Below are 19,006 nucleotides of genomic sequence, written 5' to 3' on the forward strand. Positions count from 1 at the left end.
GGCAGCACTACTCTGAAGTCCTTACGTTGCCTGCCGAGCCTTCCATGCCTGACCTGCTTGATCGCTACTCTCTTTCCGAGGGCACTTACCACGAGATGCTCGATGCTGATGGCGCCGTTCGTCCACACTGGCGACGCCTTTACGAGCACATGCAACGCAGTACGTCGGCGCAATTGATTCAGCGTCAAGCCCTGCTGACCCGGCAGATTCAGGAAAACGGCGTCACCTACAACGTCTACGCCGACCCGAAGGGCGCTGATCGTCCATGGGAACTGGACCTGTTGCCGCACATTATTGCGGCGGATGAGTGGCAGCACGTGGCGGCAGGGATTGCCCAGCGTGCGCGGTTGCTCAACGCCGTGCTGGCCGATCTTTATGGTCCCCAGACCCTGATCGCCAATGGTTTGCTGCCTGCCGAACTGGTGTTCGGCCATAACAACTTCTTGTGGCCATGCCAGGGCATAAAACCGCCTGAAGGCACCTTTTTGCACATGTACGCCGTTGACCTGGCGCGCACGCCGGACGGGCGCTGGTGGGTTACCGCCGACCGTACTCAGGCGCCCTCCGGGGCGGGTTATGCTTTGGAGAATCGCCAGAGCGTCGCCCGTGCCTTGCCTGAAACCTACCGCGACCTGCAGGTCCGGCATCTGTCAGGCTTCTTCGATACCTTGCAACAGACCCTTTCACGTCAGGCGCCGACCAGCAGCGAGGCGCCGCTGGTGGTGTTGTTGACGCCAGGGCGCTTTAACGAAAGTTATTTCGAGCACCTGTATCTGGCGCGGCAGCTGGGTTATCCGCTGGTCGAGGGCGGCGATCTTACCGTTCGCGATGACACCGTTTACCTGAAAACCCTCAGCGGCCTGCGCCGGGTTCACGCGATCATGCGTCGTCTGGACGATGATTTCTGTGATCCGCTGGAATTGCGAACCGATTCCGCACTCGGCGTGCCGGGTTTGCTGGAGGCGGTGCGTCAAGGCAACGTGCTGGTCGCCAATGCGCTGGGCAGCGGTGTGCTTGAATCGCCTGGGTTATTGGGCTTTTTGCCGAAAATCAGTCAGTACCTGTTCGGTGAGGACCTGATTCTGCCATCGGTGGCAACCTGGTGGTGCGGAGAGCCGACCGTGCTGGCGCAGGCGCTGGAAAAACTGCCTGACTTACTGATCAAACCCGCATTTCCCTCGCAGCATTTTGCCCCAGTGTTTGGACGCGATCTCAACGAGGAACAGCGCACGGCTCTCGCCCAACGCATGCAATCGCGGCCTTATGCCTATGTGGCCCAAGAGCTGGCGCAATTGTCCCATGCGCCGGTGCTGCAGGCCGATGGCACCGGTTTGCAGCCGCGTGCCATTGGCATGCGCGTTTACGCCGTGGCCAGCGTCGACGGCTATCGTGTACTGCCGGGCGGTCTGACCCGAGTGGCCGCTGAAGCCGATGCCGAGGTGGTCTCTATGCAGCGCGGTGGTGCGAGCAAGGACACCTGGGTGCTGGGCGAGCGCTCGCACCTCGGTGAACCCTGGAAAGGTCAGCGTGTGCTGGGGGTCTATGACCTGATCCGGCGCGACCCCTATCTGCCATCGCGGGTGGTGGAAAACCTGTTCTGGTTCGGCCGCTATTGCGAACGTTGCGAAGACAGCGCGCGCCTGCTGCGCATCATGCTCACGCGATACGTCGATGATGATGACCCGCTTGCGCTACAGGCTGCTGTCGCGCTGGCTGAAAGCCTCGGCATGCTGCCCGAAGCGCAAGAGGGCGAAGAGCTGAAGGATCGCCTGCTTGCGGCGCTTCTGGGTGAAGAGTGGCCATTCAGCCTGCGTGGCAATCTGCAGCGTCTGCAGTGGGCCGCTTCACAGGTGCGCGGCAAGCTATCGAGAGAAAACTGGCAGGCGCTGGTCGAGCTCCAGCGCGAAGCGTTGAGCCTGGATACCGAGGAGCCGGACTTTGGCGAGCTGGTGGATTTTCTCAACCGTCTGGTGATGTCACTGGCGGCGCTTGCCGGTTTTGCCATGGATGACATGACCCGTGATGAAGGCTGGAGCTTCCTGATGATCGGGCGCCGGATAGAGCGTCTGAAGTTTCTCAGCACAAGCCTGGCGGCCTTTCTGCGCGGTTCGGCGGTTTCGGAGAAGGCCGGGCTGGAATGGTTGCTGGAACTGGGCAACAGCAGCATCACCTACCGTTCGCGTTACATGTCGGTGCCGCACCTTATTCCAGTGCTGGACCTGCTGTTGCTTGATGAGCAGAATCCGCATGCGGTGCTGTTTCAGCTCAAACTGGTACAACGTTCGCTGCGCCGCCTGAACGACGAGTTCGATGCGCCGCGCGATAACGGCCTTGCGGTGCTGGCTCAGCGTCTCGCTGCCTTCGATCTGGGTAGCCTGGAAAACCCGTTGTTTGGTCAGAGCAGCATCGACGCAGTCCTCGACGGGCTGGCCGACCTGTTGCAGAGCATCGGCGACAGCAGTGGGCAGGCCTCAGACCGTCTGGCCCTGCGCCATTTTGCCCACGTCGATGACGTCAGCCAACGCACGGTATCTGTCTGATGAGCGCCTTCTACCAGATTTTTCACGACACGCATTACAAGTACGACAGCCCGGTTTCCCTGGCTCAGCAGTTGGCGCATCTGTGGCCACGCAGCAGTCAGTGGCAGCGTTGCACCGAGCAGGCACTGGAGATATTCCCGACGCCGACCACGCGTCGCGACGAGCTGGACGTGTTCGGCAACCCGCTGACGCGCCTGGCGTTCGAGCGTCCTCATGATGAGTTGCAGGTCAATGCCCGGCTGCGTATCGAGGTACTCGAACGCCCGTTTCTGGATTTCAACCTGTCGCCGGAATGGGAAGTGACGCGCAGTGCGCTGACTTACAGCGCCAAACCGATGACCGAAGATATTCTGGAGGCCTGCCGCTATCGCTTCGAGTCTCCCTACGTACACCTGAAACGTTCGTTCGTCGAGTTTTCGCAGGACTGCTTTCCTGCCGGACGTCCGTTGCTGCTGGGTGTGCAGGCCTTGATGGAGAAGATCTTCAGCGAATTCACTTTCGACGAAGAAGCGACTCAGGTAGCGACACCGCTGGTGGAAGTGCTGGAGCGACGGCGCGGTGTCTGTCAGGACTTTGCGCACCTGATGCTGGCGTGCCTGCGCTCGCGGGGGCTGGCGGCACGCTACGTGAGTGGTTATCTGCTGACTCAGCCTCCGCCCGGTCAACCCCGGCTGATCGGTGCTGATGCCTCGCACGCGTGGGTGTCGGTGTTTTGTCCGGCGTCGGGCTGGGTCGACTTTGACCCGACCAATAATGCGCAGCCTGCACTGGAGCACATCAGCCTGGCCTGGGGGCGTGACTTTTCGGATGTATCGCCTTTGCGTGGGGTTATCCTGGGCGGCGGCAGCCACGATCCCGAAGTCCGCGTCACCGTCATGCCCGTCGCTGCCTGAGCCGCCTAATTAGCGGGCCTCTTGAATCGTTCTTCAAAGGAGCAATTGTGCCGGGACCTTTCGATACACGTCTTTGGAACCCTGGCGCCGATAAGGCACTCTCTTGTTACATCAATTTTCAACGTTTACTCAAATGGCCTGCCTGGAGATTCAAATGATTCGCAAGCTCGTAGCGATTTCGCTGTTGTCGTTGGCCAGTGGCCAGTTGTTGGCCGCCGAGTGCTCCACCACAGTCGATTCGACCGATCAGATGATGTACGACACCAAAGCCATCCAGATCGACAAGAGCTGCAAGACGTTCACCGTCAACCTGACGCATTCCGGCAACCTGCCGAAGAACGTCATGGGGCACAACTGGGTGTTGAGCAAAGACGCTGACGCTCAGGCGATTACCAACGATGGCATGGCTGCAGGTATCGACAAGGATTATCTGAAGCCTGGCGACGATCGCATCATCGCTCATACCAAAGTCATCGGTGCCGGTGAAAAAGACTCGGTGACGTTTGATGTGTCCAAACTTGATGCAGCAGAGAAGTACCAGTTTTTCTGCACCTTCCCGGGGCACATCAGCATGATGAAAGGCACCGTGACCCTGAAGTAACGGCAAGCCTTCAGCAGCGGACGAAGAGCGTCCGCAACGGCATTCCCACGCCGAGCATGGGCACGATAGTGTCTACTTGACGACTATCGTTCCCCACGCTCCAGATTGGGAATGCATTGCGTGACGCTTCGCGTCACAGTTCTGAGCCAGTCACTCAAGGTGCGTACGGCAGTTCGCGTTTGTGCTGGGTCTTCGCGTAGGTTTCGCAGATGATGCGGAATGCTTCTTCACGCACCGGCTCGCCATGCAGGAAGGCGTCTATCTCTGCGTAGGTCACGCCATGAGAGGCTTCGTCCGGTTTGCCAGGTGAAAGGTCTTCCAGGTCGGCAGTCGGTACTTTTTCTACCAGGGATTCCGGCGCGCCGAAATGGCGAGCGATTGCGCGTACCTGGTTTTTCACCAGCCCGCTCAATGGGGCAAGGTCGCAAGCGCCGTCGCCGAATTTGGTGAAAAAGCCCATGACAGCTTCCGCCGCATGGTCTGTGCCTATCACCAGCCCCTGATAAGCCCCCGCCACGGTGTACTGGGCAACCATGCGCATACGCGCCTTGGTATTGCCGAGCACAAAATCCACAGCGCTGGCCGGCAGCCCGTCGAACGCTGCTTTCACTTCGGCAGCCAGTGCCTTGACGCTGGAGCCGATGTTGATGGTATGGCGCTCGTCCGGCTCGATGAAATCCACAGATGCCTGGGCTTCATGCTCGTCTGCCTGCACGACATAAGGCAGGCGCACGGCGATGAAGCGATAGCCGTTGTCACCGGTGCTTTCACGCAACTCCTTGATCGCGCGCTGGGCAAGCAGGCCGGCAGTCAGTGAGTCGACACCGCCGCTGATGCCCAGCACCAGCGTTTTCAGCCTTGCGTTCTGCACGCATTCTTTGATGAAGTCGACGCGGCGGGCCACTTCGGCCTGCAGTGCGTTCTGGTCCGCGAAAGGTGGCTGGACATTAAGCTGGTCAGCAATCTGGCGCTGTACGGCGTGCATGATTCACTCCTCGTCAGTGGGATAATTCAAGCGGGTTTTTCAGGCGTCGGCAAGCTGGGGACCTTGAACACATGCCGCATGTAAGCGACAAAATTCGGGTCCTTGCACTGTGTCTTGCCGGGCTCGTCGGAAATTTTCGCTACCGCCTGACCTGCACAGGCGGTCATCTTCAGCACCATGTTCATGGGCGCTATGCCTGGGATATCAGCCGTCAGGTTGGTGCCGATGCCAAAGCTGACATTGATGCGCCCGCGCAGCGCCCGAAAAATCTCCAGTGACTTGGGCAGGTTCAGTCCGTCGGAAAACACCAGTGTCTTGCTCATCGGGTCGATGCCCAGTTTCTGGTAATGCGAGATGCATTTTTCGGCCCACTTCACTGGGTCTCCCGAATCATGGCGCAAACCGTCGAAGAGCTTGGCGAAGTACAGGTCGAAGTCATTCAGGAAAGCATCTGTGGTGATGCAGTCCGTCAGCGCGATGCCCAACAGGCCTCGATACTCGCGCACCCAGCAATCGAGCGCGGCGATCTGACTGTCGATCAGGCGCGGCCCCAGTTGCTGGTGAGCCATGATCCATTCATGCGCCATTGTGCCGAGCGGCTTCAGATCAAGTTGGCGTGCCAGATGCACATTGCTGGTGCCGACGAACTGCCCCGGGAAATCCTTTTTCAGTACGCCGAGGATTTCTTCCTGAACGCGGTAGGAAAACCGCCTGCGGGTGCCGAAATCCGCCACTTTCAATTCGGCCAGCTCATCCGGCGTGGCGTTACTGTTCAGCCAGTCGAATTTTTCATAGAGACGATCCCGAGCCTGACTGAGCAAGGTGTCCGGGTAGCGGTGGCGGTTCCTGACCTCACTGACAATCGCCAGCAACGGCACTTCGAACAGGATGACGTGCAGCCACGGCCCGTGCAGACGAATGCACAGCTCACCGTCCTCGATGCTGGTTTTGACATAGCGGGTGTTGAAGCGGAACAGCCCTAGAAACCTGAGAAAGTCCGGCTTCAGGAACGTGATGCGCTCCAGGAAGCCCAGATGCTCAGGGGTAAGAGACAGCTCGCACAGCAACTCGATCTGGTGCTTGATCTCGTCCAGATAAGGACGCAGATCTTCACCATTGCGGCAGCGAAACTCCCACTCGACGTCCACGTTGGGGTAGTTATGCAGGACAGCCTGCATCATGGTCAGCTTGTAGAAATCAGTATCGAGCAGGCTTTGCACGATGCGATTTGAAAAGGCGCTCTCGCTCATTGAATCGGGCTCTCCAGAGCAGCCGGATAATGTCGGGCCCGCGACTTCCTGTCTGTCACCACGGAAAGCTCACGGCCGGATGGGTGTGCATTGTCGCCTTTAATGTGGCGGTTGATCCAACTGTTCCAGCATCCACTGCAGAAAAACCCGGATTTTGGGCACGTCGGCAGTGTGTTCCGGATAGGACAGGTAATAGGCGCTGTTAGTGCTGGGCAATCTGTAATCCCAGGGAATCACCAGTTTGCCTTCGGCCAGTTCCTCCTCGACCAGAAAACGCGGCAGCAGCGCGACACCGCAGCCGACCTGCGCAGCACGAATGCACATATAGAAGGTTTCAAAGCGCGGCCCGTGATAGCTGTGGTCAGTCTGATACCCCTGACTTTCGAACCATTCGTGCCAAGCCCTCGGGCGGAAGGCGTTCTGCAGTAAAACCAGTGTGCTCAATTGGGTCGGATCGCTGAATGGCTCGTCCGGCAGACTTTCAGGTGCGCAGACCGGCACCAGTTCTTCGCCAAACAGCTTCACACTTTCGGCGCCGGGAATGGCAGCCTGGCCGAAGTAGAACGACACATCGCAACGGCCCTTGATCAGGTCGTCAGCCTCTTGCTCGTTGATCAGGTCCAGGTGAATGTGCGGATGACGCAAGCGCCAGCCCTTCAGTCGCGGCACCAGCCAGCGGGCGCCGAACGTCGAGGGTGTCGAGACCCGCAGCACTTCGGTTTCGCCACCATAGGAGCGCAGGAAGTGAGTGGACATCTCTATCTGGGTCAGAATCTTGCGCACTTCCGCCAAATACAGCGCACCCGCCGGGGTCAGTTGCAGGCGACGTCGCACGCGCTGAAACAGCAGATGCTGGACCAGCTCTTCGAGCTGCGCGACCTGTTTGCTGACGGCGCTCTGGGTCAGGTTGAGTTCTTCGGCGGCGCGGGTGAAGCTCAAATGCCGGGTCACCGCCTCAAAGCATTGCAGTGCGGCTATCGAGGGCAAGTGGCGTTTATTCAGCATGGTGACTTCTCTGTGTTCCCGCGAGCGTGCATGAGCAATATGAGTAATCGGAATGATATCCCGCTGGAACGTCGTTTGTCGGCCAGACGCTTGTTGGTTAGCAATAAGGGGCAGGTATGGCCCACGGCATTTCCTGCCAAATCCACTAACCTCAATTGGTGCGTCTCGTAGCGTTCGCGCACCGGGCGTGTGCAATTCGGTGACGTGTAATGTTACAAGTGGGTTGCCCTGTGGGTGTAATGCGGGTTGCACTCTGAAGGGGGGTTGGTTGCTCTTTCATCGGGAAGAGTTGCACCTTTCTGCGTTTTTTTGGTTGCACAACCACGGCGCACGACGATCAGGTCATTGAATGAAAAGATAAACACGACAATTCTCATAATGAAAAAAGCGATGGCACGGGCCTTGCTCTAGGCAACTCTGTAATCGAGCAACCCATACCCAGGCAATCACGTAATCGCAGTGCCCATTAAAAAAATATCCTCAGGAGCACCACTCATGTCGCATACGTTTTACAGGAAAGGCTTTCTGGCAATCGCAGTGGCAACTGCATTGGGCGTGTCTTCGTTTGCACAGGCGGATGTGAAAATCGGCGTCGCGGGTCCCATGACCGGCGCGAATGCATCGTTTGGCGAGCAATATATGAAAGGCGCGCAGGCAGCGGCCGATGCGATCAACGCGGCAGGTGGTGTGAACGGGGAGAAAATCGTGCTGGTGGCGGGCGATGATGCCTGCGAGCCGAAGCAGGCCGTTGCGGTTGCAAACCGTCTTGTGGATCAGGACAAAGTGATTGGTGTGGTCGGGCACTTCTGCTCGTCGTCGACCATTCCGGCTTCCGAGGTCTACAGCGATGCGGGTGTGATTGCCATCACGCCTGGCTCGACCAACCCCACAGTGACCGAGCGCGGTATGAAAGAGATGTTCCGCATGTGCGGCCGTGATGACCAGCAGGGCATCGTCGCTGGCGACTACATCGTCGACGTGCTCAAGGGCAAGAAAATCGCGGTCATCAACGACAAGGACACTTACGGCAAGGGCCTTGCCGATGCAACGGCCAAGCAACTGACAGCGCGCGGCGTCAAGCCGATACTTGAGGAAGGCCTGACCCGTGGCGAGAAAGATTTCAGCGCCTTGGTCACGAAGATTCGTTCGGTTGGCGCTGATGTCGTGTACTTCGGCGGCCTGCACCCTGAAGCTGGCCCATTGGTTCGCCAAATGCGTGAGCAGGGGCTGAAGGACGTCAAGTTCATGTCTGACGATGGCGTCGTGACTGACGAACTGGCCACCACCGCTGGCGGTGCGCAGTACGTTGATGGCGTGTACATGACCTTTGGTGCCGACCCGCGCGCATTGCCGGACAGCAAGGCAGTTGTTGACCAGTTCCGCAAGGCCGGTTACGAGCCTGAAGGCTACACGCTGTACGCTTACGCTTCCGTGCAGGCCCTGGCGGCCGGCTTCAATGGCGCCAAGTCCAACAAGGGCGAAGAGGCTGCCAAGTGGCTCAAGGCCAACCCGGTCAAGACCGTTATGGGCGAAAAAGCCTGGGATGCGAAGGGCGACCTGAAAGTCTCCGACTATGTGGTGTATCAGTGGGACGCCAACGGCAAATACAAGCAACTCGAAAAACAGAAGTGAGATAACCCCCTGTCAGCCCTGCCTCCCAGGCGCTGATGCGGTGATGGGCGCGCCCATGAGCGCGCCTGCATCTCTGTTGTTGTTTTCGGACCTGCTGGTCGCGCCTCACGAGGGAACGACCGGCAGGGTGCTGAACTGCCTTTCAGTGTGTGAGCGTGCGTGATGGATGGGATTTTCCTGCAACAAATGGTCAACGGACTCACTCTGGGGTCTGTCTATGGCCTCATCGCCATCGGCTATACGATGGTCTACGGCATCATCGGCATGATCAACTTCGCCCACGGCGACGTTTACATGATTTCCGCCTACCTGGCCGCCATCGGCCTTGCGGTCCTGTCTTTCTTCGGCGTGGAATCCTTTCCATTCCTGATTCTTGGCACCCTGGTTTTTACCATCGTGGTCACCGGGGTATATGGGTTCGTCATCGAGCGCGTGGCTTACAAGCCACTGCGTAACTCGACCCGCCTGGCACCGCTGATCAGTGCCATCGGTATTTCCCTGATTCTGCAGAACTACGCGCAGATCAGTCAGGGGGCTCGCCAGCAAGGCGTGCCGACATTGCTTGAGGGCGCCTGGCGCATCGAGATCGGCAGCGGTTTTGTGCAGATCACCTACACCAAGATCTTCATCCTCATTGCCGCTTTCGTCGGCATGGGCGTACTGACCTACATCATCAAGTACACCAAACTGGGCCGCATGTGCCGCGCTACACAGCAGGACCGCAAGATGGCGTCGATCCTGGGGATCAACACCGATCGGGTGATTTCCTACGTGTTCATCATTGGCGCTGCCATGGCTGCACTGGCCGGTGTGTTGATCACCATGAACTACGGCACTTTCGATTTCTACGCAGGCTTCATCATCGGCATCAAGGCGTTCACCGCCGCGGTACTGGGCGGGATCGGGTCGCTGCCGGGCGCCATGCTGGGTGGACTGATTCTGGGGGTTGCCGAGTCGCAGTTCTCCGGCTTGGTCAACTCCGATTACAAAGACGTGTTCAGTTTCGGCCTGTTGGTATTGATCCTGATTTTCCGTCCTCAAGGCCTGCTGGGTCGCCCACTCGTGGCGAAGGTATAAGTATGTCCGCTTCCGTTGCTGGTCCTGTCACCAAACCTGTTGAAATCAAAAAAAGCCTGATCGATGCCGTGATCGCCGGACTGCTGGCGCTGATCGTGTTCGGTCCTATTGTCGGCATCGTGCTCGACGGTTACAGCTTCAACCTGCAGCCCACGCGCGTGGCCTGGCTGGTGGCTGTGGTCATGGTCGGGCGTTTTCTGATCAGTCTTTTTCTGCAGACGCCCAAGGGCATACGCCTGTCTCAGAGCTTTGAAAGCTCGGATTCTGGCGTGCATGTGCTCAAGCCCGATCACAAGTCCAGCCTGTACTGGATCATTCCGCTGCTGATCGTCATTGCTATCGTGTTTCCGATCTTCGCCAACAAATACATCCTGACGGTTGTAATCCTTGGCCTGATCTACGTGCTGCTTGGCCTTGGGCTGAATATCGTGGTCGGTCTGGCGGGGTTGCTCGATCTGGGTTACGTCGCGTTCTACGCCATCGGTGCCTATGGTCTGGCGCTCGGCTATCAGTATCTGGGCCTGGGTTTCTGGTCGGCGTTGCCGCTGGCAGCGATCGCGGCGGCGCTTGCCGGGTGCATTCTCGGCTTCCCGGTATTGCGCATGCATGGCGACTATCTGGCCATCGTGACGCTCGGTTTCGGCGAAATCATTCGTCTGGTACTGAACAACTGGCTGTCGTTCACCGGCGGTCCGAACGGGGTGCCGGTGCCGTCGCCAACCTTCTTTGGCCTGGAGTTCGGTCGTCGTGCCAAGGACGGCGGGATCCCCATCCATGAATATTTCGGCTTCGATTACAACCCGGACCTGAAATTCATCTTCATCTATACCGTGCTGTTTCTGGTCGTGCTGGCGGTTCTGTTCATCAAGCATCGCCTGACCCGCATGCCGATCGGACGTGCCTGGGAAGCGTTGCGCGAGGATGAGATCGCCTGTCGTTCGATGGGGCTCAATCACGTTCTGGTCAAGCTCTCGGCGTTTACCATAGGTGCTTCGACAGCGGGGCTTGCGGGCGTGTTTTTCGCCAGCTACCAAGGCTTCGTCAACCCGACCTCGTTCACCTTCTTCGAGTCGGCGCTGATTCTGGCCATCGTTGTGCTGGGCGGTATGGGCTCTACCATCGGCGTGGTGATTGCCGCGTTCGTGCTGACCGTTGCGCCTGAACTGCTGCGCAGCTTCTCCGAGTATCGGGTGCTGCTGTTCGGCATTCTGATGGTGCTGATGATGATCTGGCGACCACGCGGGCTGATCCGCATCAGCCGCACCGGCGTCAAGCCACGCAAGGGCGCACTGGTGACAGAAGGAGGCGCACGATGAGCAATGAAGTGATTCTTTCTGTAGAGCACCTGATGATGCACTTTGGCGGCATCAAGGCCCTCAGCGACGTCAGCCTCAAGGTGCGGCGCAACTCGATCTTCGCCCTGATCGGCCCCAACGGCGCTGGCAAGACCACAGTCTTCAACTGCCTGACCGGTTTCTACAAGGCCACTGGCGGGCGCATCGAGCTGCACACCCGCGGCAAGACCACCGATGTGATCAGGTTGCTGGGCGAGCCGTTCAAGGCCACTGATTTTATTTCGCCGAAAAGCTTCCTCAGCCGGGTGTACTACAAAATGTTCGGTGGCACTCACCTGGTCAACCGGGCAGGGCTGGCGCGCACCTTCCAGAACATTCGTCTGTTCAAGGAAATGTCGGTGGTCGAGAATTTGCTGGTTGCCCAGCACATGTGGGTCAACCGCAGCCTGATCAGCGGGATCCTCAACACCAAAGGCTATCGCAAGGCCGAAGAGGACGCGCTTGATACGGCGTTCTACTGGCTGGAAGTGGTCGATCTGGTGGATTGCGCCAACCGCCTGGCGGGCGAGCTGTCCTACGGCCAGCAACGCCGTCTGGAAATCGCCCGTGCCATGTGTACGCGGCCGCAGGTGATCTGCCTGGATGAGCCGGCCGCCGGTCTCAACCCGCAGGAAACCGAAGCACTGAGCGGCATGATCCGTCTGCTGCGCGACGAACACGACATGACCATCGTGCTGATCGAGCACGACATGGGCATGGTCATGGGTATTTCCGACGATATTGTGGTGCTCGACCACGGCAACGTTATTGCCATGGGCGGGCCGGAACAGATCCGCAACGACCCTAAAGTGATTGCTGCGTACCTGGGCGCCGATGAAGAGGAGCTGGTATGAGCAAGCCGATCCTCGAACTGAAAGAGATCGATGTGTTTTACGGGCCGATTCAAGCCCTCAAGAAGGTCTCGCTGCACATCAACGAAGGCGAAACGGTGAGCCTGATCGGCTCCAACGGCGCGGGCAAGTCAACGCTGTTGATGTCGATCTTTGGGCAGCCGCGCGCCGCCAGTGGGCAGATCATCTATCAGGGCACTGACATCACCCAGAAGTCCTCGCACTACATCGCCTCCAACGGCATCGCGCAGTCACCAGAAGGGCGACGTGTATTTCCCGACATGTCGGTCGAGGAAAACCTGATGATGGGCACCATTCCGATCGGCGACAAGCACTCGGCCGAAGACATGCAGCGCATGTTCGAGTTGTTTCCAAGGCTCAAGGAGCGCCGCAACCAGCGCGCCATGACCATGTCCGGTGGCGAGCAGCAGATGCTCGCCATTGCCCGAGCGCTGATGAGCCGGCCAAAGCTGTTGCTGCTTGATGAGCCAAGCCTGGGTCTGGCGCCTATCATCGTCAAACAGATCTTCTCGACCCTGCGCGAGTTGGCGGCCACAGGCATGACCATCTTTTTGGTCGAGCAGAACGCCAACCATGCGCTGAAGCTGTCTGATCGTGCCTATGTGATGGTCAATGGCGAAATTCGTCTCTCCGGTACGGGCAAGGAATTGCTTGTAAATGAAGAGGTCAGGAACGCCTATCTGGGCGGGCACTGAGTTCGTCAAAACGCTGCCGTTTCTCGCGAACGCCCCGAATGTCGAAACATTCGGGGCGTCATTCTTTTCGATTGTGGAAAACATTTCTGACGACCTCTCCGGATGCGACATAAAACCGCTGCAAACGGTTGTTTTGTCACAGTTTCGACTTGTTCAGAATTACTGTGGAACCGGCTGTTAATAACTTGGGAGTATTTAGCTGGAGCCCTTTATGCATAAGGCCTGTAGCGCTCTGGTTAAATTATGTACAGCGCATTTCGACCAAAATTTAATGGCTGTTGTCAACTGCTTTGAGGCTGGTTGTTCATACAGTTTTTTCCGATGCAAACCCTGTGGATAAGTCTGTGAACAAGCATTGGAAAGAGTGAGCTGAGCGTTACTGCGTATGGGCTACAGGCCATCACGGTTTTCTGACGCTTTAGGCGCGCAGGCGAGTCTTGATCAAAGTCAAGGGAAAAACTTTGCCCGACACGCTGGAGGCCCCGAACGGCGGGACTTTCAGCAGGACTGACTTGCCCCCAGAGATTGTGTGTCTGACTGTGGATAAGGTGGGCAAAACTAGCTGCAAGGCCCGGAACATATGGCTCTGCTCTTGCTGGTTGTTTTTTGTACAAATGCGTCGGGTTGTTGCATCGCAGTCCCGCACAAAGGCATTCTGCTGCCCTGCGGATAACTTATTAACAGGCTGCGCTTTTTTTGCGCCATGTCAGGAGAACCAAATGACTTCCACGGTATTCATCACAGGCGCTACTTCCGGTTTTGGTGAGGCCTGCGCTCGCCGGTTTGCCGAGGCGGGCTGGTCGCTGGTATTGACCGGCCGCCGCAAGGATCGTCTGGATGCCTTGAGCGCCGAGCTGTCGAAGCAAACCAGGGTGCATACGCTGGTGCTGGATGTGCGTGACCGCAAGGCCATGGAGAGTGCAATTGCAGACTTGCCTGAAGAGTTCGCCACCATTCAGGGGCTGATCAACAATGCCGGTTTGGCGCTGGGGATCGATCCTGCGCCGAAGTGCGATCTGGATGACTGGGACACCATGATCGACACCAACATCAAAGGTCTGGTCTACACCACTCGCCTGTTGCTGCCACGCCTGATCGCGCACGGTCGCGGTGCGAGCATCGTCAACCTGGGCTCGGTGGCCGGTAACTATCCGTATCCGGGCGGCAACGTCTATGGCGGCACCAAGGCCTTCGTCGGCCAGTTCTCTCTGAACCTGCGCAACGACCTGATCGGTACGGGTGTGCGGGTGACTAACCTTGAGCCAGGGCTGTGCGAGAGCGAGTTTTCGCTGGTGCGCTTCGGTGGCGACCAGGCCAAATACGACGCCACCTACGCGGGTGCCGAGCCTATTCAGCCGCAAGACATTGCCGACACGATTTTCTGGATTATGAACACGCCGGCGCACGTCAACATCAACAGTCTGGAACTGATGCCTGTCAGTCAGACCTGGGCCGGTTTCGCGATTGATCGCAACCGCGGCTGATCAGCCCTCTGCGGGCGTCGGCGGCGGGAACGCGGTGATGAAGCGATTCTCGATATAGTCGGCCAACCCGATGTAACAAGTCGCCAGATGGTAAGGCGTGGTCGATGGCATATCGCTGCGACTGACACGGCCATCTGGCTCGACGCACTCGTTCCAGCCCCTGGCGTGCAGAAAGCGCTGTTCGAACGCCAGTAACTGGTCGGCCAGCCCAGCCTCGCACTCGGGCGTCAGCGCCATTGCCCGCAGGTATTCGGCTTGCGCCCAGATACGCTGGGTAGCATCGCGTACCGTGCCGTCCAGCGTCAGCATGGCGGTGACAGCGCCGGTATATGCATCAACGCCTTGTGCCTTTGCATAGGCGAACGCCCGAGTCATGGATTGGTGCAGTTCGCGATCGTGCAGGTCAGGCGAGGATTGCAGCAGAAAAAACCATTCGAACTGATGACCTGGCTCGTACCAGTTATCCACAGCGCCCAGCGGTTTTTCGAGCATTACGCCGGTCGCTGTATCGACGAAACGGCGCTGCATGTGGATAACCAGCGCGTCCATCGCCGACTGGGTTGCCGGATCGGCACGCACCGACAGCGTCGCCAGAAAGGCTTCTGCCAGGTGCATCAGCGGGTTCTGCAGTGGCCCGGTGCCCAGTCTTGACCAGTCTTCATCGAGTTGCGCTTCATACAGCCCGTCATCGTCGGCAAAGCGCTCGGCTACGACATTGAGCGCTGCATTGAGCACCGATTCGGCGAGCGGATCCTGTACCTTCGCCCAGTAATGCGCACAGGCAAAGATGATGAAGGCATGTGTGTAGAGGTCCTTGCGGCGATCCAGAGGTTTGCCCTGCGGATCGATGCTGTAGAACCAGCCGCCATGCTCGGCATCATGGAAGTGTTGTTGCAGAGAGCGAAACAGCGCACTGGCCCGGGTACGCGCCGCCGGCACTTCGGGATGACCGATCAGGCTGGAAAAAAGGAACAGCTGGCGCGCACAAGCCATCGCCCGATAACGCTGCGGTGGCAGTGGCTGCTCGTTGACGTCCAGTGCTTCGTAAGGCAATGCCAATTGCGCGTTCCAGCCAGGCCCCTGCCAGAGCGGCACGACCACTTGCAGGAAATGCGCCTGCAAGGCGGCGAAAACCGGATTCAGTTCGGGGGTGGGGGCAGAGCTGGAAGCAAGAGGCATCGGCGGGCATCGCGGCAGTGTCGAGTTGCGCAGCATGTTATCAGGATTGCTGCGCGGATGAGCATTCAGGCCGCTGTGTGCCTGTACCTCTCGTTACTCACGGCGCTGAAGTGTTCCTTGGAACATTCAGCCTGCCAGCAACCACACGCCAGTAGCTGCCGAGGCTGCGCCTGCGATGCGAACCAAGGGTGCGGCGGCTTGCGGCAGTGCGCGCACTACGGCGTAACCCACTGCATGCAAGGCTGCCGTTGCCGCCACGAAACCGGCTGCATAGGCCCAAGGGCTGGACATCTCAGGCAGTTCAAGACCATGCGCCACGCCATGAAACATTGCGAACAGTGCCGTTGCAGCCACCGCCAGTGCCAGCGGCGGACGAACCGCCAGGGCGACAGCCAGGCCCAATGCGAGCACCGAAGCCGCAATGCCGCTTTCCAGCCCTGGCAGGTTCAGACCTTCGAAACCCAGAACGCCGCCGATCAACATGGTGCCGACAAATGCACAAGGCAGTGCCCAGCGCGCCGCACCTTTTTGCTGAGCGGCCCACAGGCCGACTGCAAGCATCGCCAGTAAATGATCCAGCCCGCCGAGCGGATGGCTTATGCCGGCGATCAAACCGTTATCGCCGTGGCCGGGGTGAGCCAGGGCCAGGGTCGGAGCCAGCAGCAGGGCAAGTGCGCCAAAGGCTTTTGTGTAGTTCATCAACAGGTTCCTTTAGAGAGGTGATTTCAGGCGGCAGTCAGCAAGCCCTGGCGCTCGATGAAGGCGATGATCTGTTCCAGACCCTGGCCGGTTTTCTGGTTGCTGAAGACAAACGGCTTCTCGCCACGCATTTTGCGCGTGTCGCTGTCCATCATCTCCAGTGAAGCGCCTACCAGCGGCGCGAGGTCGATCTTGTTGATCACCAGCAGGTCGGATTTGCAGATGCCTGGCCCGCCCTTGCGTGGCAGCTTGTCGCCCGCCGACACGTCGATCACGTAGATCGTCAGGTCAGAAAGCTCGGGGCTGAAAGTGGCTGACAGGTTGTCGCCACCGGACTCGACGATAATCATGTCCAGAGCTTCGAAGCGCCTGTTCAGTTGATCGACCGCTTCCAGATTGATCGAAGCGTCTTCGCGAATCGCCGTGTGCGGGCAGCCACCGGTTTCAACGCCGATGATGCGCTCGGGCGCCAGTGCTTCGTTGCGCACCAGAAAGTCGGCGTCTTCACGGGTATAGATATCGTTGGTCACGACGGCCAGGTTGTAACGATCACGCAAGGCCAGGCACAGCGCCAGGGTCAGTGCGGTCTTGCCGGAACCTACCGGGCCACCAATGCCGACGCGCAGGGGTTGGCTGTTCATTGAATTCTCCTTAAAGGCTGATCAGGACCGGAATAACCGGCTGTATTGACGTTCGTGCGCCATGCTGGCGAGCGACAGACCAAAAGCTGCGCTGCCAACATGATGTATGTCCTGGTGTGTGGCATTTGCCTGAGCCTGTTGCAGCAATGGCAATAGCTCGCTGGTCAGGCGTTGAGCGGCCTGCTGGCCAAGCGGCAAGGTTTTCATCAGCACTGCCAGCTGGTTTTCCAGCCAGCTCCAGAGCCACGCGGCCAGCGCGTCCTGCGGGTTGATCTGCCAAGTACGTGCAGCGAGCGCCCAGCCCAGGGCGAGATGCGGCTCTACGGTCTGCTCCAGAAAGTGGCGGGCATCGCGATCCAGTTCGGGCAGCCCGTTGAGCAACTGTTTCAGCGAATAGCCCATCTGACGGCTTTCCAGATGAAGTTCGCGAGTCTCGCGGCTGGCGCGATGCTGCTCACTGACCTGCAGCAATTGCGCCCAGTCGTCGGCTACCGCAGCCTCGCAATGAGCCAGCAACAGAGGCGCCTCGAAACGGGCAAGATTGAGCAGCAACTGATCACCGATCCAGCGCCCCGCAGTCTGCGGGTCCACCACAATGGCCTGCTCTACCGCCATTTCCAGTCCTTGCGAGTAGCTGTAACCGCCAATCGGCAACTGCGGACTGGCCAGGCGCAAGAGCGCCCAGGCGCTGTTCACGTGCGCACGCCAAACTGGTGCATGCGCGGCGGGTAATTGAAGTCTTCTTCCCCGGCGCGTGAGTGGTGGTGACCGCCGCCGTAAGCGCCATGTTCCGGCTGGAATGGCGCTTCGATGGTTTCAGTGGTAGCGCCCAGTTGATCAAGCATGGCCTTGAGCACGTAATCGTCGAGCAAGCGCAGCCAGCCATCACCGACCTGCAAGGCGACGTGCCGGTTACCCAGATGGTAGGCGGCGCGCGTCAGTTCGAAGGTGCTGCTACAGGTGACATGCAACAGTTTTTCGGGCCGCGCACAGACCCGTACGATGCGCCCGTCCTCCGCCCGCAGAAACTCGCCATCACGCAAAGGTGACTGGCCGCGCTGCAGGAACAGCCCGACGTCTTCGTTTTCTGCACTGAAGCAGCGCAAACGGCTCTTGCTGCGCGCTTCGAAATTCAAATGCAGTTCGGCGGCCCATTCGGCCTGAGGTTCGATTCGTGTGTGAATCACCAGCATCAGATAGCTTCCAGCCAATTTCGATGCTTTAAAGCAGAGCAAGGTGCTTGCCAACAGAGCAAGGTGTAGGAAATGGCTGAAAGACGTGGCTTAAAACGCGCTCCATGAGCATGGTTGCGATTCATTGTGGTGCGAATTTAGGGGTGTGCTTCAGTTTGGTGCATTAATTTTTCGCCGGATGATGGGCCAGCCTGCGAAAGCGGTTTCAAGCTAGAACGTGCAGAGCGATGCACAGCTTTCAATCGTGGCTGCCAAGCCCTCGCCAGTGTCGCGCGCCTATAAAGATGAAACGCAACTGCTGGGTAATTTTCGCCTGCGGGGTCAGGTGCGGGGCGAGCGAGGCGGGTGGGGGGTCGATCAGTTCCGGCAGCATGGCAAAGACGCTTTTCACCACCAGGTCGGCGATGATCGACAGTGCATCAGCATTCAGATGTCGCCATTTGGGCATTTTCGCCAGGTCGGCGGTCAGGTCGGCGCTGATGCCTTCGCGCAAGGCCCCGAGCGCCTGCCGCACCTTTAGCGAGCCGCCATATTGCTCGCGGGCCAGGAACAGAAACTGTGAACGGTTGGCAGCCACGCGCTCCAGAAATATCTTCACCGAGGCGCGTATAAGGCCGCCCACTGCGAATTCGTTTTGCCGCACCAGCCGGATGGTTTCACGGAAGGTCTGACCGACCTCGCTGACCAGTGCGAGGCCCAACTGGTCCATGTCTTCAAAATGTCGATAGAACCCGGTGGGCACGATGCCCGCCGTGCGCGCCACCTCTCGCAGGCTCAGGCTGCCGAAACCACGCCCGCTCTCCATCAACTGGTGGGCGGCGTCCAGCAAGGCTCTGCGGGTTTGTTGTTTCTGTTCGGCGCGGGGCAGCATGGCTCAAATGTTTCTTGGATTAGGCTGTGCAGCACTTTAGCAAATGCGCTTCGCT

The 19,006-nt window shown here is 58.8% G+C and carries 18 protein-coding genes; 9 read left to right on the forward strand and 9 right to left on the reverse strand.

Translation table 11 applies throughout. The annotated features are described in order from the left end of the window. Positions 1–44 precede the first annotated feature (44 nt). The 3 genes from POR16_RS02670 (at position 45) to azu (ending at position 4,034) form a co-directional block, all read left to right on the forward strand. The gene (locus tag POR16_RS02670; protein ID WP_024670378.1) at positions 45–2,540 is read left to right on the forward strand and encodes a circularly permuted type 2 ATP-grasp protein; all 2,496 of its coding nucleotides are present in this window, start codon (positions 45–47) and stop codon (positions 2,538–2,540) included. Further along, positions 2,540–3,433: a transglutaminase family protein gene (locus POR16_RS02675; protein WP_005888537.1), complete on the forward strand. Its 894-nt coding sequence runs from the start codon at positions 2,540–2,542 to the stop codon at positions 3,431–3,433. Before POR16_RS02670 ends, POR16_RS02675 begins: the two co-directional genes overlap by 1 nt. Positions 3,434–3,587: 154 nt before the next feature. Next, positions 3,588–4,034 (forward strand): azurin, encoded by a 447-nt coding sequence (gene azu, locus POR16_RS02680; RefSeq protein WP_005888538.1) that lies wholly within the window; start codon positions 3,588–3,590, stop codon positions 4,032–4,034. 154 nt (positions 4,035–4,188) lie between these two features. Here the strand turns inward: azu and nadE are convergent, their stop codons facing one another. The 3 genes from nadE to POR16_RS02700 all read right to left on the reverse strand — a co-directional run bounded on the left by nadE (position 4,189) and on the right by POR16_RS02700 (position 7,274). Beyond that, entirely contained in the window at positions 4,189–5,019 is an 831-nt protein-coding gene (nadE, locus tag POR16_RS02690) for an ammonia-dependent NAD(+) synthetase (protein ID WP_005888540.1), read from the reverse strand. A gap of 26 nt (positions 5,020–5,045) precedes the next feature. After that, entirely contained in the window at positions 5,046–6,269 is a 1,224-nt protein-coding gene (gene pncB, locus POR16_RS02695) for a nicotinate phosphoribosyltransferase (protein WP_005888542.1), read from the reverse strand. A 99-nt stretch (positions 6,270–6,368) separates the two neighbouring features. Further along, positions 6,369–7,274, reverse strand: a complete 906-nt coding sequence (locus tag POR16_RS02700) for a LysR substrate-binding domain-containing protein (protein ID WP_005888544.1) — start codon at positions 7,272–7,274, stop codon at positions 6,369–6,371. Positions 7,275–7,769: 495 nt separating this feature from the next. On the opposite strand from POR16_RS02700, the gene POR16_RS02705 reads away from it, so the two are divergent. From POR16_RS02705 to POR16_RS02730, 6 genes are all read left to right on the forward strand, one after another. After that, on the forward strand, positions 7,770–8,906 hold the full coding sequence (locus POR16_RS02705; protein WP_005888546.1) for an ABC transporter substrate-binding protein: 1,137 nt from the start codon (positions 7,770–7,772) through the stop codon (positions 8,904–8,906). 162 nt (positions 8,907–9,068) lie between these two features. After that, a complete protein-coding gene (locus POR16_RS02710) occupies positions 9,069–9,983 on the forward strand; it encodes an ABC transporter permease subunit (RefSeq protein WP_005888550.1) in 915 nt (304 codons plus the stop codon). Between the two features lie 2 nt (positions 9,984–9,985). Continuing rightward, positions 9,986–11,299: a high-affinity branched-chain amino acid ABC transporter permease LivM gene (gene livM, locus POR16_RS02715; protein ID WP_005888552.1), complete on the forward strand. Its 1,314-nt coding sequence runs from the start codon at positions 9,986–9,988 to the stop codon at positions 11,297–11,299. Next, complete coding sequence (locus tag POR16_RS02720; RefSeq protein ID WP_005888553.1) at positions 11,296–12,171, forward strand: ABC transporter ATP-binding protein; 876 nt, start codon at positions 11,296–11,298, stop codon at positions 12,169–12,171. Before livM ends, POR16_RS02720 begins: the two co-directional genes overlap by 4 nt. Continuing rightward, complete coding sequence (locus POR16_RS02725; RefSeq protein ID WP_003317226.1) at positions 12,168–12,884, forward strand: ABC transporter ATP-binding protein; 717 nt, start codon at positions 12,168–12,170, stop codon at positions 12,882–12,884. Before POR16_RS02720 ends, POR16_RS02725 begins: the two co-directional genes overlap by 4 nt. A 719-nt stretch (positions 12,885–13,603) precedes the next feature. Continuing rightward, the gene (locus tag POR16_RS02730) at positions 13,604–14,368 is read left to right on the forward strand and encodes an SDR family oxidoreductase (protein ID WP_005888557.1); all 765 of its coding nucleotides are present in this window, start codon (positions 13,604–13,606) and stop codon (positions 14,366–14,368) included. Here POR16_RS02730 and POR16_RS02735 read toward each other — a convergent pair whose 3' ends face one another. The 6 genes from POR16_RS02735 to POR16_RS02760 form a co-directional block, all read right to left on the reverse strand. Continuing rightward, the gene (locus tag POR16_RS02735) at positions 14,369–15,583 is read right to left on the reverse strand and encodes an AGE family epimerase/isomerase (protein WP_122366187.1); all 1,215 of its coding nucleotides are present in this window, start codon (positions 15,581–15,583) and stop codon (positions 14,369–14,371) included. A gap of 90 nt (positions 15,584–15,673) precedes the next feature. Next, the gene (locus tag POR16_RS02740; protein ID WP_005888563.1) at positions 15,674–16,246 is read right to left on the reverse strand and encodes a HupE/UreJ family protein; all 573 of its coding nucleotides are present in this window, start codon (positions 16,244–16,246) and stop codon (positions 15,674–15,676) included. Between the two features lie 26 nt (positions 16,247–16,272). Then, positions 16,273–16,887, reverse strand: a complete 615-nt coding sequence (ureG, locus tag POR16_RS02745; protein ID WP_005888565.1) for an urease accessory protein UreG — start codon at positions 16,885–16,887, stop codon at positions 16,273–16,275. Positions 16,888–16,908: 21 nt separating this feature from the next. Next, positions 16,909–17,583 carry an urease accessory protein UreF gene (locus POR16_RS02750; RefSeq protein WP_005888567.1) on the reverse strand — a complete coding sequence of 225 codons (675 nt, stop codon included), beginning with the start codon at positions 17,581–17,583 and terminating at the stop codon, positions 16,909–16,911. Then, positions 17,580–18,080, reverse strand: coding sequence for an urease accessory protein UreE (ureE, locus tag POR16_RS02755; protein ID WP_005888569.1), 501 nt, complete (start codon positions 18,078–18,080; stop codon positions 17,580–17,582). Before ureE ends, POR16_RS02750 begins: the two co-directional genes overlap by 4 nt. Positions 18,081–18,318: 238 nt before the next feature. Continuing rightward, positions 18,319–18,951, reverse strand: coding sequence for a TetR family transcriptional regulator (locus POR16_RS02760; protein WP_024670370.1), 633 nt, complete (start codon positions 18,949–18,951; stop codon positions 18,319–18,321). Between the last annotated feature and the right edge of the window lie 55 nt (positions 18,952–19,006).

This window comes from Pseudomonas coronafaciens pv. oryzae str. 1_6, from assembly GCF_000156995.2.
GTDB lineage: Bacteria > Pseudomonadota > Gammaproteobacteria > Pseudomonadales > Pseudomonadaceae > Aquipseudomonas > Aquipseudomonas tremae.

What these genes read in the sequence shown, in the direction of transcription:
- POR16_RS02670 (WP_024670378.1), top strand. Translation starts at nt 45, where the DNA reads ATGCCTGACCTGCTTGATCGCTACTCTCTTTCCGAGGGCACTTACCAC.
- POR16_RS02675 (WP_005888537.1), top strand. Translation starts at nt 2,540, where the DNA reads ATGAGCGCCTTCTACCAGATTTTTCACGACACGCATTACAAGTACGAC.
- azu (WP_005888538.1), top strand. Translation starts at nt 3,588, where the DNA reads ATGATTCGCAAGCTCGTAGCGATTTCGCTGTTGTCGTTGGCCAGTGGC.
- nadE (WP_005888540.1), bottom strand. Translation starts at nt 5,019, where the DNA reads ATGCACGCCGTACAGCGCCAGATTGCTGACCAGCTTAATGTCCAGCCA.
- pncB (WP_005888542.1), bottom strand. Translation starts at nt 6,269, where the DNA reads ATGAGCGAGAGCGCCTTTTCAAATCGCATCGTGCAAAGCCTGCTCGAT.
- POR16_RS02700 (WP_005888544.1), bottom strand. Translation starts at nt 7,274, where the DNA reads ATGCTGAATAAACGCCACTTGCCCTCGATAGCCGCACTGCAATGCTTT.
- POR16_RS02705 (WP_005888546.1), top strand. Translation starts at nt 7,770, where the DNA reads ATGTCGCATACGTTTTACAGGAAAGGCTTTCTGGCAATCGCAGTGGCA.
- POR16_RS02710 (WP_005888550.1), top strand. Translation starts at nt 9,069, where the DNA reads ATGGATGGGATTTTCCTGCAACAAATGGTCAACGGACTCACTCTGGGG.
- livM (WP_005888552.1), top strand. Translation starts at nt 9,986, where the DNA reads ATGTCCGCTTCCGTTGCTGGTCCTGTCACCAAACCTGTTGAAATCAAA.
- POR16_RS02720 (WP_005888553.1), top strand. Translation starts at nt 11,296, where the DNA reads ATGAGCAATGAAGTGATTCTTTCTGTAGAGCACCTGATGATGCACTTT.
- POR16_RS02725 (WP_003317226.1), top strand. Translation starts at nt 12,168, where the DNA reads ATGAGCAAGCCGATCCTCGAACTGAAAGAGATCGATGTGTTTTACGGG.
- POR16_RS02730 (WP_005888557.1), top strand. Translation starts at nt 13,604, where the DNA reads ATGACTTCCACGGTATTCATCACAGGCGCTACTTCCGGTTTTGGTGAG.
- POR16_RS02735 (WP_122366187.1), bottom strand. Translation starts at nt 15,583, where the DNA reads ATGCTGCGCAACTCGACACTGCCGCGATGCCCGCCGATGCCTCTTGCT.
- POR16_RS02740 (WP_005888563.1), bottom strand. Translation starts at nt 16,246, where the DNA reads ATGAACTACACAAAAGCCTTTGGCGCACTTGCCCTGCTGCTGGCTCCG.
- ureG (WP_005888565.1), bottom strand. Translation starts at nt 16,887, where the DNA reads ATGAACAGCCAACCCCTGCGCGTCGGCATTGGTGGCCCGGTAGGTTCC.
- ureE (WP_005888569.1), bottom strand. Translation starts at nt 18,080, where the DNA reads ATGCTGGTGATTCACACACGAATCGAACCTCAGGCCGAATGGGCCGCC.
- POR16_RS02760 (WP_024670370.1), bottom strand. Translation starts at nt 18,951, where the DNA reads ATGCTGCCCCGCGCCGAACAGAAACAACAAACCCGCAGAGCCTTGCTG.